We start from the raw sequence: 13,819 nt of genomic DNA, 5'->3' as shown, positions 1-13,819 counted from the left end.
TTCTGTTCACTGTGCCATGGAAGGTGCGGTGAGCAGCCTCCAACACGACCCTAACTCAAAGACCGACAGCGCAGATTGTCGTCAACAATAAGAAGAAACTATGGCTTATCGAATTACGGATTTGATCGCACGATTACATCCAGAGATAGAGCAAACCTTGTTTGCTGATTTTGAAACGACCCTAACACCTTTGAAAGAAATCGCGGCACATTTCGTTAATGACCATTGTCAGCAAACGGCCAACCTGACCCCGGCGGCGCATTTTGATGCGAGTGCTCAGAACCTCGAAGGGGTGGCGCGATTAATGTGGGCGGTTGTCCCTGCGGCTGACTCTCTCCCTGACGCCTGTGCAGCGTTACGTGAACGCATTGAAAACGGCGTTAACCCTGTGCATCCAAACTATTGGGGTGTACCGATTGATTTTGATCAGCGCGTTGTCGAGATGACGTCGATTGCCGTGGCGATGATTGATGCGAGGGAGATTTTCTTTGACGCTCTATCACCGGAATCGCAGGCTAACCTACTTAACTGGCTTGGCAGTGTCGCCACGCTCAAACTCCCAGAAAATAATTGGCGCTTTTTCCGTATTCTGATTCTCACGGCGTTGGAGCTGGTGGGCGGCGCAATAGAGCCGATTGATCGCTCGGTGCTGGAGTATGATTTTGCGTTGGTGGAGCGTTCATATACCTCAGAGGGTTGGTATCATGACGGGCCTCGCGAAGTCTATGATTACTACAACCCATTTGCTTTCCATTTTTACGCGCTGACGTATGTGCGTTGGTGTCGTCGCCGCGATCCGCAACGGGCTCAGCTCTATCTACAACGTGCGTTTGAGTTTGCTGAACGCTATCGATTTTGGTTTGCAGATGATGGTGCGCAGCTTGTTTACGGTCGCTCATTAAACTATCGTTTCGCGGCCGCGGCACTATGGGGGCAGTTGGCAGAGATGACGGATCTGCCGCAGAAGATCCAGCACTATCGTGGCCATTGGCAACGCAACATGCAGTGGTGGTCTCAACAACCGATATGGGATGACCGTTTCGGTTTGCAATGTGGTTTTAGCTATCCGAACCTGAATGTTTCGGAGTTTTACACCAGCGCGATGTCGCCGCTTCTGGCATTGAAGGCATTTTCAGTCTTGCGTCTTGGTCCAGATCACCCTTTTTGGCGTTTAAACCCCACCGACGATAAAGAAAAATCGATCATGGTTTTCCAGCATCAGCATCAAGTGATCAAGCGCGATCGCGGGGTGTATATGCTGACGGGCGGCATGGGCAGTGCAGAGCTGCGCCATAGTGCGGATAAGTATCTGAAATTTGCCTACAGCAGTGATCACGGATTCTGTGTTGAAAGCACACAGTGGTTAGAGCAGGGGTTTGTCGGTGATAACTTGTTGGCGTTTCAGCACCCAGAAACTAAGCAATGGTTTAGCCGAAGCGATCTCATTGATCGTCGCTGGTCCGGCGGCTGGCTAGAAACGGTGTGGCAACCTTTTGCAGGCTGTCACGTGACGACGCGACAGCGCTTCTCTCTCGATGGCGAAGTCCGAGAGCACGAGATTAACAGTGATTTTGATCTTCATTTTGTCGCCACTGGATACGCTGTCGACAGTTGGGTTTCGTGCTTAACCGATCCTAACGCGATCAAAGATAACACCTGCCGTATTGGTGGCGCGACAGTGTGGAGTGAACTTGAGATTGAAGATGGTGGTCGTTGCGCGCCGCTGCCTTGTGCACCCAATAGTAATTTACGCTTTACTCAGTGTTCGGTCCCTTCCGCAAGCGGCCAAATACGGAAAGGAAAATCCGTGTTACGGACCATTATTCGAGCAGGTCGGGTACCGGCCTAGCGACATTTCCCTTAATGACAATCTATTTGTTTTTGTTGTTTTTCGCCCGCTATCCGCGGGCTTTTTTATCTATATGAGCCTAAAAACTGGGTGATAAATATTTAGAGTCATCAGACAGTTTTTGTCTCTCGTTTTCAACATTTTTCCTATCGGTGTTGAATGTGCCGAATCTGGGGGCACGAAGCCGTGTTCTTGATTGCAATTGTAAGTATCACGAATAGGCTCAGATGCCATATTTAAGGTAAGGAGTGATTATGCTCAGTTGTGATGTGTGTAAAACAGAGCTTTTAGAAGGCACAGAGGCGGCTTCCCAGATGCGTTGTATTCCATGCGGTGAGGGGCGCTCTATCTCTCGCGACGCAGAGCAGAATATTCGTCGGTTTAAGAAGGTGTTAGATCTCAAGAATACTCGACTAGATCGTTTAATGGATACTGCGACGTTTGCCGACTATGCGATCACCGCGGCGGTATGGGACTTGGATCCGCGCTTTCGCTCGCGACATCTTAATGTAGGCACGAGTACTGGTGTCGTAAGGGTGATAAAAGAGCGTGGCGCAATAGAGGTTGTATACCCTCTCGCATATGATGAGGATGACGTGGTGTTAAAGCGAGCGACACAGGTCATTTTGGCCGCGTTAGAAGGTGGTGCGTTAACAGAGCAGCTCGCCATTTCTTGATTGAATGAAAAGGCGACGATACTCCGTCGCCTTTCGTGCATCTAAATCGTGTTATGCCAGCATACTGTCGTTGATCAGTCGCTGTGTATAAGCAGTTTGTGGCGAGTTAAAGATCGCCTCCGCGCCACCCTCTTCAACGACCTCACCTTTCTGCATCACCATCACGCGGTCTGATAACGCTTTAACAACACTGAGGTCATGACTAATGAATAAAAAGCCAATGTTGTGTTTTTTCTGAATGTCTTTCAGTAAGTCGATGACGGTAAGTTGTACGGAGCGATCCAGTGCGGATGTCGGTTCATCAAGGAGGATGAAAGAGGGCTCTAAGATTAAAGCGCGCGCAATGGCGATACGCTGGCGTTGCCCACCAGAGAACTCATGTGGGTAGCGGTTGATGGCGCTGGCCTCTAACCGTACCTCTTGGAGCGCAACACGAGCGCGAGCAAGGCGTTCTTTTCGCGTCAGATGAGGCTGATGCACGGTCAATCCTTCGGTAATGATATCGCCAACCGTCATACGCGGTGAGAGTGAACCATAAGGATCCTGGAATACCATTTGGATATCTTTCTTGAGTGCAAAACGCGCTTTGGAAGAGAGACGGCTGATATCTTGACCCTTGAAGTGAATTTCGCCAGAAGCACGGAGCAGACCGATGAGGGCGCGGCCTAGGGTCGATTTTCCCGATCCAGACTCACCCACAATCCCTAAGGTTTCGCCTTGCTTTAGCTCCAGTGAAATGCCTTTTACGGCCTCAAAATACTCACTGCGGCTTTGAATGAAGTGTTGTTTAATGAGGAATTTTACGCGAATGTCATCCGCTTTGATGAGAGCTGGCGCATCGTCTTCCACCGGATCTTTACGTCCTTTCGGAATCGCATCGATCAACATCTTGGTGTAATCCTGTGTCGGGCGGTTAAAGATGGTGTCCGTATCGCCTTCTTCAACCACTTCTCCTTTGCACATGACCATGACGCGATCAGCAACGTGTTTTACCACGGTAAGATCGTGAGTGATAAACAGGATCGCCATGCCCATTTTGGCTTGGATCTCTTTGATGAGGTTGAGTACTTCGGCTTGTACGGTGACATCAAGTGCGGTTGTAGGCTCATCGGCGATGAGAATATCCGGTTCATTCATTAATGCCATGGCGATCATAATGCGTTGTAACTGACCACCAGAGAACTCGTGTGGGTATTTGTTGTAGGCTATTTTGGGCTGAGGAAGATGTACGAGGTCAAAGAGCTCAAGGACGCGTGCTTTTGCTTGATGTTTGTCGACGTTGCGATGGCACATTAAGGCTTCAGCCACTTGCTTACCGACACGCATGTAAGGATTGAGGGAAGTCATCGGCTCTTGGAATATCATCCCGATACGGTCACCGCGGATGCCTTGCATCTCTTTTTCTGACAAAGTGTGAAGCGGCTTGTTGTCGAAGCGTATCTCTGCTTCCGAGTTGATGATGGCATTTTGCGGTAGCAGACGCATCACGGCATTGGTCGAGACGGATTTTCCTGATCCAGACTCGCCAACAATGGCGAGGGTTTCGCCCTTCGTTAAAGTGAGGTTAACGTCTTTAACGGCGTGGACAATGCCATCGTTAGTGGTGAAGTCGACCGTCAGGTTGTTAACGGTCAAAAGTGGTGAAACTGACATAGTTAATCCATTAATTCAGTGTGTGTGGTGCGGCTTGATAGCTTGACGCTGACTTTAGGCTAGCGAAATGGTGGTGCGCTTTTTGAAGGGCATCTAATTCGAGCATCCATTTAGCGCTGCGCTGAGCCACACAAAACGCCGCGATGTGACGGAATAGGTTTTCACTGTGTTGCTCGATAAGGTGGTCAATCTTAGCGGTGTTTTCTGTTGGCTCTAAAGCGATAAACTGCAGTTGCGCATAAGTTTGATTCAGGATCTCGTAGGCGTGATCGCATAAATGAATTTTATTGAGTAAGGTGGATTGAGCGACCGCGGCATCTTTGAGGCCACCAATCAAGCAGGCCAGCTGGCAGGGCTTGGTTTGGTCACAGCTGATGGCGTGATCAATGTGTGCCGGTAGGTGCGCTAATACGCCATCAAAAAGCTCTCGTGCCTCGGTCCAGCATCCCTCTGCCATATAGTGCTCTGCTTGCAAGAACTGCGTCCAGCATTGATTCACATCCACGTCTACATTCCTTTTCTTACCCATTCAACGGCATTTCGTTTGACCGACATCGCATGGTGCTTTGCGTGTCTGTCACTTGTGCTTAATTAAAATGAAATTCAATAACAATTGCAAATGATAGTTGTTATCAATTGGTGGTTTGAACGGATTTTACCGTACTTAGGAGGAGATTGGGCGATAATTAGATCAAAAAAGCGCCAACGACGGCTGGCGCAAAGGTGTTGATAGAGTGAAGCAGTGACAGCGAGTGCTTGAGTAAAGATCTTATCGGGTTTTATCTAACCGCATATGGGCTGCAAAACGTGTAGCCAGTTCGTCGACAACATCGGGGTATTGCTCTGCTAAATTATGTTGCTGTCCGACATCTTTGCTTAAGTCATACAGCTGTGGCGCATTGAGGTTGCCTTTTTCGTTGCCGGTATAGCAGCAGATAGCTTCGCCGTCATGCGGTGGGATGTAACCCCAATGACGGTAGCGATATACGTTGCCGCCTTGCATTCCTTCGAGGGCAATCTCCTCTCGGCCTGTTTGCTGTGCATCCGTCAGAGTTGACAGCATGTTATGGCTATCTGGTGCTTCGTCTTCAGCCAACGTTGCCCCAGTGAGGGCGGCGAGTGAGGCATAGAGGTCGACATGACCAAAGATGGTGTTGCTTTCTCCTGGTTGTACATTTGCGGGCCAGCGCAGCAAGAAGGGGACTTTGGTGCCTCCATCAAACAAGCTGTATTTACCGCCTCGCAAAGGGCCTGCCATACGGTGATTGCCATTCTTCTCGATCGCTTGGTCTTTGTAGCCATCATTGAGTACAGGGCCATTGTCGCTAGAGAAGATCACTAAGGTATTTTCTTTAAGTCCCAAGGATTCGAGATGATCGAGTACTTGCCCAATGCACCAATCCATTTCCACTATCACATCGCCTCGTGGCCCATGTGGCGTGACACCTCTAAATTGCGGGGCCGGAATGCGCGGCACATGTGGTTGATGTAAGGCATAGTAAAGGAAAAAAGGCTGTTCAGCATTCTCACTGATAAAGCTCTTGGCTTTGTCAGCAAAGTGCTCCCCCATGGTTTCATCATCCCATACAGCACGCTTACCGCCGCGCATGTGGCCAATACGGCTTACGCCATTGATAATGGTACCGTCATGGCCGTGATCGTACATCATGTCGAGGAGTTCAGGGTTATGGCGACCGGTTGGTACGTCAGGGAAGGCGTTGTCCCATTCATAAGTGACTTCGATGGGATCGTTAGGATCGAGATTCTCAACATGCCGATTGTTGATGTACACACAAGGAACCCGATCATTGGTGGCAGCCATGATATAGGAAGTATCAAAGCCGACATCATTGGGCGTGCCTTGAATTTCAGTATTGAAATCGAGTTCGCCATTCCCTAAGCCCAGGTGCCATTTACCCACAATGCCGGTTCGATAACCTTGAGATTGCAACATTTTAGGTAGGGTTGGTGCATCGGGTGCAATGATCTGTGGCGCATCACCCGGCAGTACTGCGGCATTTGGGTTACGCCAAGGGTAGCTTCCCGTCAGTAAACTGTAGCGTGAGGGTGTGCAGGTCGCGGCAGGAGCATAACCTTGGTGAAACTTGATCCCTTCATCGGCAAGTTTATCTAAATTCGGAGTGGGGATGTCATTAGCGCCGTAGCAGCCAATGTCACCAAAACCGAGATCATCGGCATAGATGACAATGACATTAGGTTGAGAAGTTGATGATTTCAATGGTCGGCCTTTTTATTAAAAATGAATCATTGTTTCATTTAATAGTTTATGGTTTTTCATTCGTACCGTGAAGGTTTCATCTTGGCGAGGTTGTGGTCTTGTGATCCTGTTCTCGTTTTCACCGTTTCGTGCAAAAAAACATCGCTATAGCGCATCTCTTGCGCAGATTTCTTTGGCAGTTATGCCGTTTATTTCAGTGCTTTCAGGCATTTTTGCCAACTGAAATAGGACGAGTGTATGGATTCTGAGACGATTAGGTTTAAAAAAAGTATGGAGAGGCTTTTTTTTATAAGAACATTGTTTTACATTTAATGAACTAGTCAATGATGCCCACAATAGATTAGTTGGGTTTCATATGAGGAAGGTGGAATTAGCCTATACCCAAGCTACCTCATTGAGGTATTTTAGGTATAACAACATATCACGCAGTATTAGGATAAAGAATGACAGCCACAAAACAGCCGGAGTCAGTCTCTTCGGTATTAAAAACATTTGGCATCTTGCAGGCATTAAGTGAGCAAAAGGATATTGGTATTAGTGAACTTGCTCAACGGCTTATGATGTCTAAAAGTACGGTTTACCGCTTCCTACAAACAATGAAAACCTTGGGTTTTGTTTCGCAAGACGGTGACAGCGAAAACTACTCGTTGACATTGAAACTGTTTGAAGTTGGCGCTAATGCGCTTGAGTATGTTGATCTTGTTGAGTTAGCTGATTTCGAGATGCGTCGAATCGGTGATGCAACCTCTGAAGCCTTACACTTGGGCGCCTTAGATGAAGATGCCATTATCTACATCCACAAGATAGATTCGAAATACAACCTACGTATGCAATCTCGTATTGGCCGTCGGAATCCACTTTACAGTACGGCAATTGGTAAAGTGTTGTTGGCAGAGCGCCCAGAAGAAGAAGTACGCCAGATTCTGGCGCCAGTAGAGTTCGTAAAGTCAACAACGCGCACGCACGAAACGATTGACTCTTTGATTGAAGAGTTGAATACCGTCCGTGAAACTGGAGTTGGCGAAGACAATGAAGAGCAGGAAGAAGGGTTACGCTGTATTGCCGTTCCTGTGCTTGATCGTTTTAACAACGTTGTTGCTGGCATGAGTGTTTCGCTGCCAGTGATCCGTTTTAGTGAAGAAAAACGTGCCGACTATATCGATCAATTGCACCAAGCTGCTGCGCGTATTTCAGGCAAGTTAGGGTGTAAACAGTACCCTTACGGCAAGGTTGAATAAGCGCTAACGCGGTCGTACAAAACCCATTAAGGTTCACCTTAGTGGGTTTTTTGCTTTCTGGGTTGTTTTTTCGCACATAGAATGCGTTTTTTTCTTTGTGTTTTGCTGGTCTTGGGGTAATTTCCTTCCATTACGTCGATAAGGGCAAAAAATGGAAAAGCATGATGAAGTGTTGATCGCCTTGCGGCAGATTATTCGCGCCATCGATCTACATTCGAAAAAACTCTCAAAAGAGTCTGGCTTGACGGGACCTCAGCTATTGTTAATGCGTGAGATACGTCAATCGGGCGAGGTGACGATTCGTCAACTTGCTAACAATACCAATATGAGTCAAGCAACTGCGACGACAATTCTTGACCGATTGGAAAAGCGCGATTTGATAGAGAGGCGTCGAAGCTCTCTTGATAAACGACGAGTACATGCTTATCTCACCGAAGAGGGGGAAACATTGCTCAATGGTGCGCCTCAGCCGCTTCAGGAAGGCTTTATCAAGCAGTTCACGGAGTTGGAGGCTTGGGAGCAATCCTTGCTGTTATCGTCATTACAGCGCATTTCAAGCATGATGAATGCAGAGCACCTCGATGTTGCACCCGTCATGTGGACAGGAAGCGTCACAGAACAAGAGTAACCGCACGTTATTCTCTGCAGACAATAAAAAAGCGATGCTGTCTAAGCATCGCTTTTTTGTACTTGGAATCGCCAAGTGAATGAGGCGATTACCCACCCCATCCTGATGAGCGTGATGACGATCGCGACGAACTTGAAGAACGTGACGATGTGCTACTGCGACTCGATGTAGTACTTGTGCTGGTGCGAGAAGAAGTCGTTGAGGCCGTTGTGTTTGAATTTGGCCCATTCCAACTGGCTTTCGCTTTAGCGACAGAGCCGAAACCACCACGTTCGATAGTGCGTGTGACAGTCGGTTTTGGCTTCATATCTTCACGAGTAATGCGATAGTGAGAACGGCTGTTGACCGAACCATAGCGATAGCCATCTGCGGTCGTCCAGTGATCGTAATAGAAACTATCGCGATGACGTGAATAGTACATCGGTTGGGTGTAGTAGCGACGTTCGTCAAAGAGGCGCGCGAACATAAACCCAGCCATCATTGGCATAAACCAATTCTGCTGAGGAGGTTGCATGCACGCATTAACACCAAACTCATTCTCACAATCAGCGACGGTATTGAATTTTGGTGCGACACGTTGTGCATCTAACAAGGCTTCTTGGTATGCGGCTAAACATTCCTGCTTGAAGGATGGGTTGTCACGCGTACAGTCATCGACGGATTTGTAGATGCGTGCTTCTGTTTCAGGCTCGCCACTACAGCCAGTCATAACAGCGCCAGCAACAGGGGCAAGCGCAAACCAGCGCCAATCTTTACGGATACGGCTTTTATTGACTAATTGACTGCGTTTCATGTCACCTCCTTAGTAAGTCATGCAAGCGGAGTTCAGCATGCCCACTGAGATTGACATGGTTGCCATGATAATGGCTGCCGGCAACTCATCATTTTTAATGCGCTCGATGAGTTTTGGCATAAAACCAAAGCGGATGATGGCAAATGCTGCAATTTGTGCGAGTAGCGCAATGACGCCCCAAAGTGCAAAATCGACAAGGTTGACAGAGTTGCTCGCTGCGCCAGCAATTGCAATGGCGTAACCGAGAAATGCACCCGCCAAAGCAACCGCTGCTGAGGTGTTCTTCTCTTCTTTGACTAAATGCCACTCGTCGTGTGGCGTAATACGGGTGTAGATGAACTTAAACACCAACAGGAATACGAGCGATAAGCCAAAGTACATGCCAAATGCTGGCAGTCCTGCTAGATATTGTGAAACCATGATTATTCTATCCTTAGCCTAATAATTTAAAGTCGGTTGGCGTGAGATCAATGCCAGTGCTAAACACGACGCAACGATCGACATGCGTACCGGAAATTTTCTCTTCTGCCGCCACGAGCATAGATTCGTATAAATCTTCACTGCATTGGCGTTCATAGAGCATGATGAACTGGTCTGTGCGTGTCACTTTACCTTCTCGAGACCAAGTATTCTCAGTCATCGCTACAGGGACAACGTTGTCCCAGACTTTGGTAAAGGTTTCACCATCGAGTTCAAACTGGGGTTGAACAATGTTGTTGTTGATCCAATCATCCCACTGCGCACTGGTATCAATGGCGTTGGTATCAAAGAAATAGAAAAGCTTCACTTCGCTGATATCTTCGTCATTCACCCCGTGCTGGAGGACCTGTAAAAACGCATCATCATCGGTGTAATAGCGAACAATCCGCGTGTTTTCATCAAGCTTTACTTCACCGACGGCTTGAATCATATGAGTGCGACTTGCACCCTCGATGGTGAGTTCTGGTTCAATGAGTCTAAACTTCAAGTCATCGAGCTCGAAAGCACCACCAAGACGCAAACCAAGCACTTCAGGTGCCATTGGCACTTCGGGTGCTTTCTTTTTCTTCAGCCAATCAAACATAATGAAAGATCCTTACCATTGAATCGAAGGTATACGCTCATCTGCAATATAGAAAAGTGTCGACCCAGGTGTAATTTGCTGGTTCAAAGAGGGATTTAACTGCATATCACCTTGGGGTGGCATAAGGCCAATAAGGGTTGCGTCGTAATCTTTCTTTAAACGCGTAAAAACCGAATCAACACTACAGGCTGCAAGTGTTTCCGGGTACTCGACAGCGTATTGTGTCATGCCATGATCGGTCGCAAGTAGCTCATGGTGAAGTTGGCTAGAACCAGGATCGATCGCGGCTTTCGCCATCATCTCTACGGCGACGGAAGGAATGCACTCTACATTCGGGCAGTGATGGTGAAGAAGGTCGCTTAGCTTTTCATCATTAAAGTACGCCAACATATGCGCATTGGGGTTCAAGCTTGCACAATAGAGTGCGCTGCTTAAGGTGACATCATCTTCTGGGTTATCAATGAGAATGGTGTCTGCTTTGCTTAAACAGGCTTTTTCCATTGCAATGGCGTCGGTAAAGGTTTCGGTTCGAATGAACTCGACTTCACCCGGCAGCGGGTTTTCCATCTCTGGTCGCACGCAAAGTACGATGGTCTTTTGATGTTTAACTTCATGCTGCAGCATGCGCACGAGGTGAAGGGTACGTTGACCATTCCAACCCAAAATAACAATGTGATTTTCCACACTGAGTCCTCTTTTTCCGGTTACGCTGCGGCGCCAGTAATCCGCCATCGCTGTTGCTAGTCGACCAACAACAATCGCAAACAGACCAAGGCCTGCCGGAATGACAAACAGCAGGGCGAACCATTTCCCCATCGGGGTAACGGGTGACATATCGCCATAACCAACCGTTGACGCTGTCACCACGAGATAATAAATAAAGTCGGTCGCGGTACCATAGATCGCCGTTTCATCGGCGATCCAATACAGCAACCACGATACAGAAATGTAGCCTAAAAACAGCATTAACAAGTTGCGCCCTGTTAGGGATTGAAAATGCTGAAAGACCCATCGGCGTACCGTTAGCCAAATAGGCATGGTTACTTACCTAAGATGCGTGCCAGTTCGTCTTCGGCAGAAGACTGCCCAGGTCCAGAGATGCCTGCTTCAGCAAGTTTCTTATCTAATGCGTCACCTGACTGCATCTCTGCTAACTCAGCGGCTGCTTCTAGCTCTGCAGCACGCTCCGTTTGGCGATTTTTGATACGCTCTAGCGATTCGACTGCGGTATGCATTTTGGCATTAGCACCAACGTTGGTCGCTGAAACCGCGGCTTGTGCTTTTTGCACTTGCTCGTTGGCACGTACAACGTCAACTTGTTGTTCTAGCTGACGTAGCTTATCTTTCGCTTGGCTAATGTTTGCCATCATGGTGCTTTCTGAACTCTTGAACTGGTTTAGGTACGTTTGCTCACCTTCTAGTTCATTACGCAGGTCTGCCACTTTTTTAGCACACTCAAGCGCGAGATCTTGTTGACCCTTTTCCATTGCTGAACGCGCATGTCCTTCATATTCAGCAATACCGTTCTCGATGCCAGCGACTTTTTGCTCAGCGACTTTACGCTTGGCGACGATGCCTACCAGTGCTTTGTCTGAGCGGCGAAGTTCTTCTTTCGCTTCACGGATTTCTTGATCCAAAATACGTAGTGCCTGATTGTCGACAATCGCTTCTGCAGCTTCGTTTGCACCGCCTTTAATAGCAGTGACCAGTTTTTTCCATACGCCCATGCGACGATCCTTATGCTAAATGATCTTGATATAGTTCAATAAATGCTTCTACGTTGCGGAACAGAGTCGCAACTTCGATGACAACACTCTCTTCTTTTGACTGAGATGAAAGTGAACCAAACGCGACATAGTAGCTGTCACCTTGAATCTCATTGATGCCCAATGTTGATAGAGGGAACATCTTGTGCGTGCGCAGAATGTCGTCATTCAATGCTGCCACGTCTTTTACTTCGGATTGAGGGAAGAGTAGTACCTCAACCAAAATTTGCTCACCGGCAACGGCAAGGAAGGCTTCGATGCCGTTTTCATTCGCGAGGACTAATGCGTCTTCAGAGCGAGAGACTGTCCAGCCTTCGTGGCCTGTTAATACGGGTTCTAATTGTTCTAGAGTCCACATCATTGTTTTACCTATCAATGGTTTAATAAAAAGGCATAGCCTGCCAACGCCAAACGATTGTAGGGGATAATGTAAATAAAAGATAACCCCTGACACCGATTTTTGCGACAAAGCCCGATATTGTCTGGCATGTGTTTTGTATGATGTTACATTCACAGCACGCATGCTCATTCATTGAGCGCGACTTCTCGATGATTTTTACACAGTTTAACGAACTGCAAGCGCTGGGCGTGTCCTATTCGTTCAACAGTCGCGCTATTTAGCTTGGCCGCAGTGGCAGCACCTTACATAAAATATGGCGCTGACATCTTTCTAACGACCAAAAATTCCTATCGCTTAATGAAAATGAATAAAGAGGTGGGGATAAGCATAGGCCAGTAAGTCGCGAGCTTGAGAGAGGTTATCAGAGTGAAAAAGGCCCCATCGAAGTGCTGCTGCACTGTTGGCCGACAAATCGGGAAGACCAAATGATGGGGCTAAAGAATGACCGATATCGGTCGCGCTACACAATAATCAGATGAAGTGTTAGGAAGAATGACTCACTTGCCTGTTCTCGCACGACGGTGGGTTAAAGTGTTGCGACAAGTTTGCCTCTCATTGGGGCACGGTTGACGCTACTGTGAACTTGCTTATTGTTTTCATAAGCACTAACCACATCCTCAAAGGGATACGATTTTTCAATATGGACCCGTAACTGATTGCCATCGACCATTTCAGAGATATGGCGAAGTTGCCCTGCATTGGGTTGAACGAAAACGAACTTAGCGTTAACCCCTTTCTCTTTAGCGGCTTGCTCCGTTTCTGGCATTAAACCCGAAAGACTGATCAGTGTACCGCTAGGCTTTATTATCTGAATGGCATCGACTTGGAACTGTCCCCACATCGATTCAAACACCACATCGACGGGATTGTTTTCCAGTTCTTCAATGATGTCTTGCTGTTGATAGTCGATGACCTCGTCAGCACCGAGAGAAAGCACGTAGTCCCGGTTTTTAGCGGACGTTGTGGTAATGACATAAGCGCCAACCGCTTTTGCTAATTGGATTGCGGTTGAGCCGACTCCACCGGCGCCAGCTTGAATAAGCACTCGTTGCTTAACACGCACGTTGGCAGCATCAAATAGGGCTTGCCAGCTCGTCAACGCCACCATAGGTAATGCCGCGGCCTCTGACATTGAGACGCTGCTCGGAGCAAGTGCAATTGAGTCACGTTTTACGGTGCAGTATTCAGATAGCGTGCCGTCTTTACCGATGGATTTCATGCCATAGACTTTGTCGCCTTTGAGATATCCGCCACCCGTTTTGACAACTTCGCCAGCAAAATCCCATCCTAGGGTCATTGGGAGTGGTTGCGCTATTAATTGCGACAACATGCCAGTTGCGATTTTCCAATCAACGGGGTTAATACCCACTGCGGTAACCTTTACCAACACTTCATCAATGCTGGGTTCAGGTATGGCGATGTCTCTGATTTCAATGTTGTTTGTGTCTATGAGTTGAACCGCTTTCATGATTTATCTCCCGTTGTGAGTTCAGGAATGATCTTATTTGTTCTT

At 47.8% G+C, this 13,819-nt stretch carries 14 protein-coding genes; 4 read left to right on the top strand and 10 right to left on the bottom strand.

The window, feature by feature from the left end; genetic code table 11:
• Positions 1 to 100: 100 nt before the first annotated feature.
• Together TSUB_RS23830 and TSUB_RS23825 are read left to right on the top strand one after the other, a co-directional pair.
• The gene (locus tag TSUB_RS23830; protein ID WP_087024792.1) at positions 101 to 1,849 is read left to right on the top strand and encodes a DUF2264 domain-containing protein; all 1,749 of its coding nucleotides are present in this window, start codon (positions 101 to 103) and stop codon (positions 1,847 to 1,849) included.
• A 254-nt stretch (positions 1,850 to 2,103) separates the two neighbouring features.
• Positions 2,104 to 2,526 carry a hypothetical protein gene (locus tag TSUB_RS23825; RefSeq protein WP_087024790.1) on the top strand — a complete coding sequence of 141 codons (423 nt, stop codon included), beginning with the start codon at positions 2,104 to 2,106 and terminating at the stop codon, positions 2,524 to 2,526.
• A gap of 51 nt (positions 2,527 to 2,577) precedes the next feature.
• Here the strand turns inward: TSUB_RS23825 and TSUB_RS23820 are convergent, their stop codons facing one another.
• The 3 genes from TSUB_RS23820 to TSUB_RS23810 all read right to left on the bottom strand — a co-directional run bounded on the left by TSUB_RS23820 (position 2,578) and on the right by TSUB_RS23810 (position 6,418).
• Positions 2,578 to 4,179 carry an ABC transporter ATP-binding protein gene (locus TSUB_RS23820; protein ID WP_087024787.1) on the bottom strand — a complete coding sequence of 534 codons (1,602 nt, stop codon included), beginning with the start codon at positions 4,177 to 4,179 and terminating at the stop codon, positions 2,578 to 2,580.
• 10 nt (positions 4,180 to 4,189) lie between these two features.
• Entirely contained in the window at positions 4,190 to 4,684 is a 495-nt protein-coding gene (locus TSUB_RS23815) for a hypothetical protein (protein ID WP_087024785.1), read from the bottom strand.
• 264 nt (positions 4,685 to 4,948) lie between these two features.
• Positions 4,949 to 6,418, bottom strand: coding sequence for a sulfatase family protein (locus TSUB_RS23810; protein ID WP_087024783.1), 1,470 nt, complete (start codon positions 6,416 to 6,418; stop codon positions 4,949 to 4,951).
• A 443-nt stretch (positions 6,419 to 6,861) separates the two neighbouring features.
• Here TSUB_RS23810 and kdgR point away from each other — a divergent pair, with 443 nt between their 5' ends.
• Together kdgR and TSUB_RS23800 are read left to right on the top strand one after the other, a co-directional pair.
• Positions 6,862 to 7,656, top strand: a complete 795-nt coding sequence (gene kdgR / locus TSUB_RS23805; protein WP_087024781.1) for a DNA-binding transcriptional regulator KdgR — start codon at positions 6,862 to 6,864, stop codon at positions 7,654 to 7,656.
• A 151-nt stretch (positions 7,657 to 7,807) separates the two neighbouring features.
• Positions 7,808 to 8,284: a MarR family winged helix-turn-helix transcriptional regulator gene (locus TSUB_RS23800; protein ID WP_087024779.1), complete on the top strand. Its 477-nt coding sequence runs from the start codon at positions 7,808 to 7,810 to the stop codon at positions 8,282 to 8,284.
• Positions 8,285 to 8,372: 88 nt separating this feature from the next.
• Here the strand turns inward: TSUB_RS23800 and TSUB_RS23795 are convergent, their stop codons facing one another.
• The 7 genes from TSUB_RS23795 to TSUB_RS23765 form a co-directional block, all read right to left on the bottom strand.
• Entirely contained in the window at positions 8,373 to 9,077 is a 705-nt protein-coding gene (locus TSUB_RS23795; RefSeq protein ID WP_087024777.1) for a DUF1190 domain-containing protein, read from the bottom strand.
• 9 nt (positions 9,078 to 9,086) lie between these two features.
• On the bottom strand, positions 9,087 to 9,497 hold the full coding sequence (locus TSUB_RS23790) for a DUF350 domain-containing protein (protein ID WP_414718389.1): 411 nt from the start codon (positions 9,495 to 9,497) through the stop codon (positions 9,087 to 9,089).
• Positions 9,498 to 9,510: 13 nt separating this feature from the next.
• Positions 9,511 to 10,140, bottom strand: coding sequence for a YjfK family protein (locus TSUB_RS23785; RefSeq protein ID WP_087024774.1), 630 nt, complete (start codon positions 10,138 to 10,140; stop codon positions 9,511 to 9,513).
• 12 nt (positions 10,141 to 10,152) lie between these two features.
• Positions 10,153 to 11,178, bottom strand: coding sequence for an ion channel (locus tag TSUB_RS23780; RefSeq protein WP_087024772.1), 1,026 nt, complete (start codon positions 11,176 to 11,178; stop codon positions 10,153 to 10,155).
• A gap of 2 nt (positions 11,179 to 11,180) precedes the next feature.
• Positions 11,181 to 11,867 (bottom strand): PspA/IM30 family protein, encoded by a 687-nt coding sequence (locus tag TSUB_RS23775; RefSeq protein ID WP_087024770.1) that lies wholly within the window; start codon positions 11,865 to 11,867, stop codon positions 11,181 to 11,183.
• Positions 11,868 to 11,877: 10 nt separating this feature from the next.
• Positions 11,878 to 12,267, bottom strand: a complete 390-nt coding sequence (locus TSUB_RS23770; RefSeq protein ID WP_087024768.1) for a DUF2170 family protein — start codon at positions 12,265 to 12,267, stop codon at positions 11,878 to 11,880.
• A gap of 565 nt (positions 12,268 to 12,832) precedes the next feature.
• Positions 12,833 to 13,774, bottom strand: a complete 942-nt coding sequence (locus tag TSUB_RS23765; RefSeq protein WP_087024766.1) for an NADP-dependent oxidoreductase — start codon at positions 13,772 to 13,774, stop codon at positions 12,833 to 12,835.
• Positions 13,775 to 13,819 lie beyond the last annotated feature (45 nt).

Origin of the sequence: Thaumasiovibrio subtropicus, assembly GCF_019703835.1 — a bacterium.
Lineage (GTDB): Bacteria > Pseudomonadota > Gammaproteobacteria > Enterobacterales > Vibrionaceae > Thaumasiovibrio > Thaumasiovibrio subtropicus.
This window is presented reverse-complemented; position numbering and strand designations above follow the sequence as displayed.

Bases quoted from the DNA above. Each gene is read 5' to 3' on its own strand.
- TSUB_RS23765 (WP_087024766.1), bottom strand. From the start codon at position 13,774: ATGAAAGCGGTTCAACTCATAGACACAAACAACATTGAAATCAGAGAC.
- TSUB_RS23785 (WP_087024774.1), bottom strand. From the start codon at position 10,140: ATGTTTGATTGGCTGAAGAAAAAGAAAGCACCCGAAGTGCCAATGGCA.
- TSUB_RS23825 (WP_087024790.1), top strand. From the start codon at position 2,104: ATGCTCAGTTGTGATGTGTGTAAAACAGAGCTTTTAGAAGGCACAGAG.
- TSUB_RS23820 (WP_087024787.1), bottom strand. From the start codon at position 4,179: ATGTCAGTTTCACCACTTTTGACCGTTAACAACCTGACGGTCGACTTC.
- TSUB_RS23775 (WP_087024770.1), bottom strand. From the start codon at position 11,867: ATGGGCGTATGGAAAAAACTGGTCACTGCTATTAAAGGCGGTGCAAAC.
- TSUB_RS23780 (WP_087024772.1), bottom strand. From the start codon at position 11,178: ATGCCTATTTGGCTAACGGTACGCCGATGGGTCTTTCAGCATTTTCAA.
- TSUB_RS23800 (WP_087024779.1), top strand. From the start codon at position 7,808: ATGGAAAAGCATGATGAAGTGTTGATCGCCTTGCGGCAGATTATTCGC.
- TSUB_RS23770 (WP_087024768.1), bottom strand. From the start codon at position 12,267: ATGATGTGGACTCTAGAACAATTAGAACCCGTATTAACAGGCCACGAA.
- kdgR (WP_087024781.1), top strand. From the start codon at position 6,862: ATGACAGCCACAAAACAGCCGGAGTCAGTCTCTTCGGTATTAAAAACA.
- TSUB_RS23830 (WP_087024792.1), top strand. From the start codon at position 101: ATGGCTTATCGAATTACGGATTTGATCGCACGATTACATCCAGAGATA.
- TSUB_RS23790 (WP_414718389.1), bottom strand. From the start codon at position 9,497: ATGGTTTCACAATATCTAGCAGGACTGCCAGCATTTGGCATGTACTTT.
- TSUB_RS23795 (WP_087024777.1), bottom strand. From the start codon at position 9,077: ATGAAACGCAGTCAATTAGTCAATAAAAGCCGTATCCGTAAAGATTGG.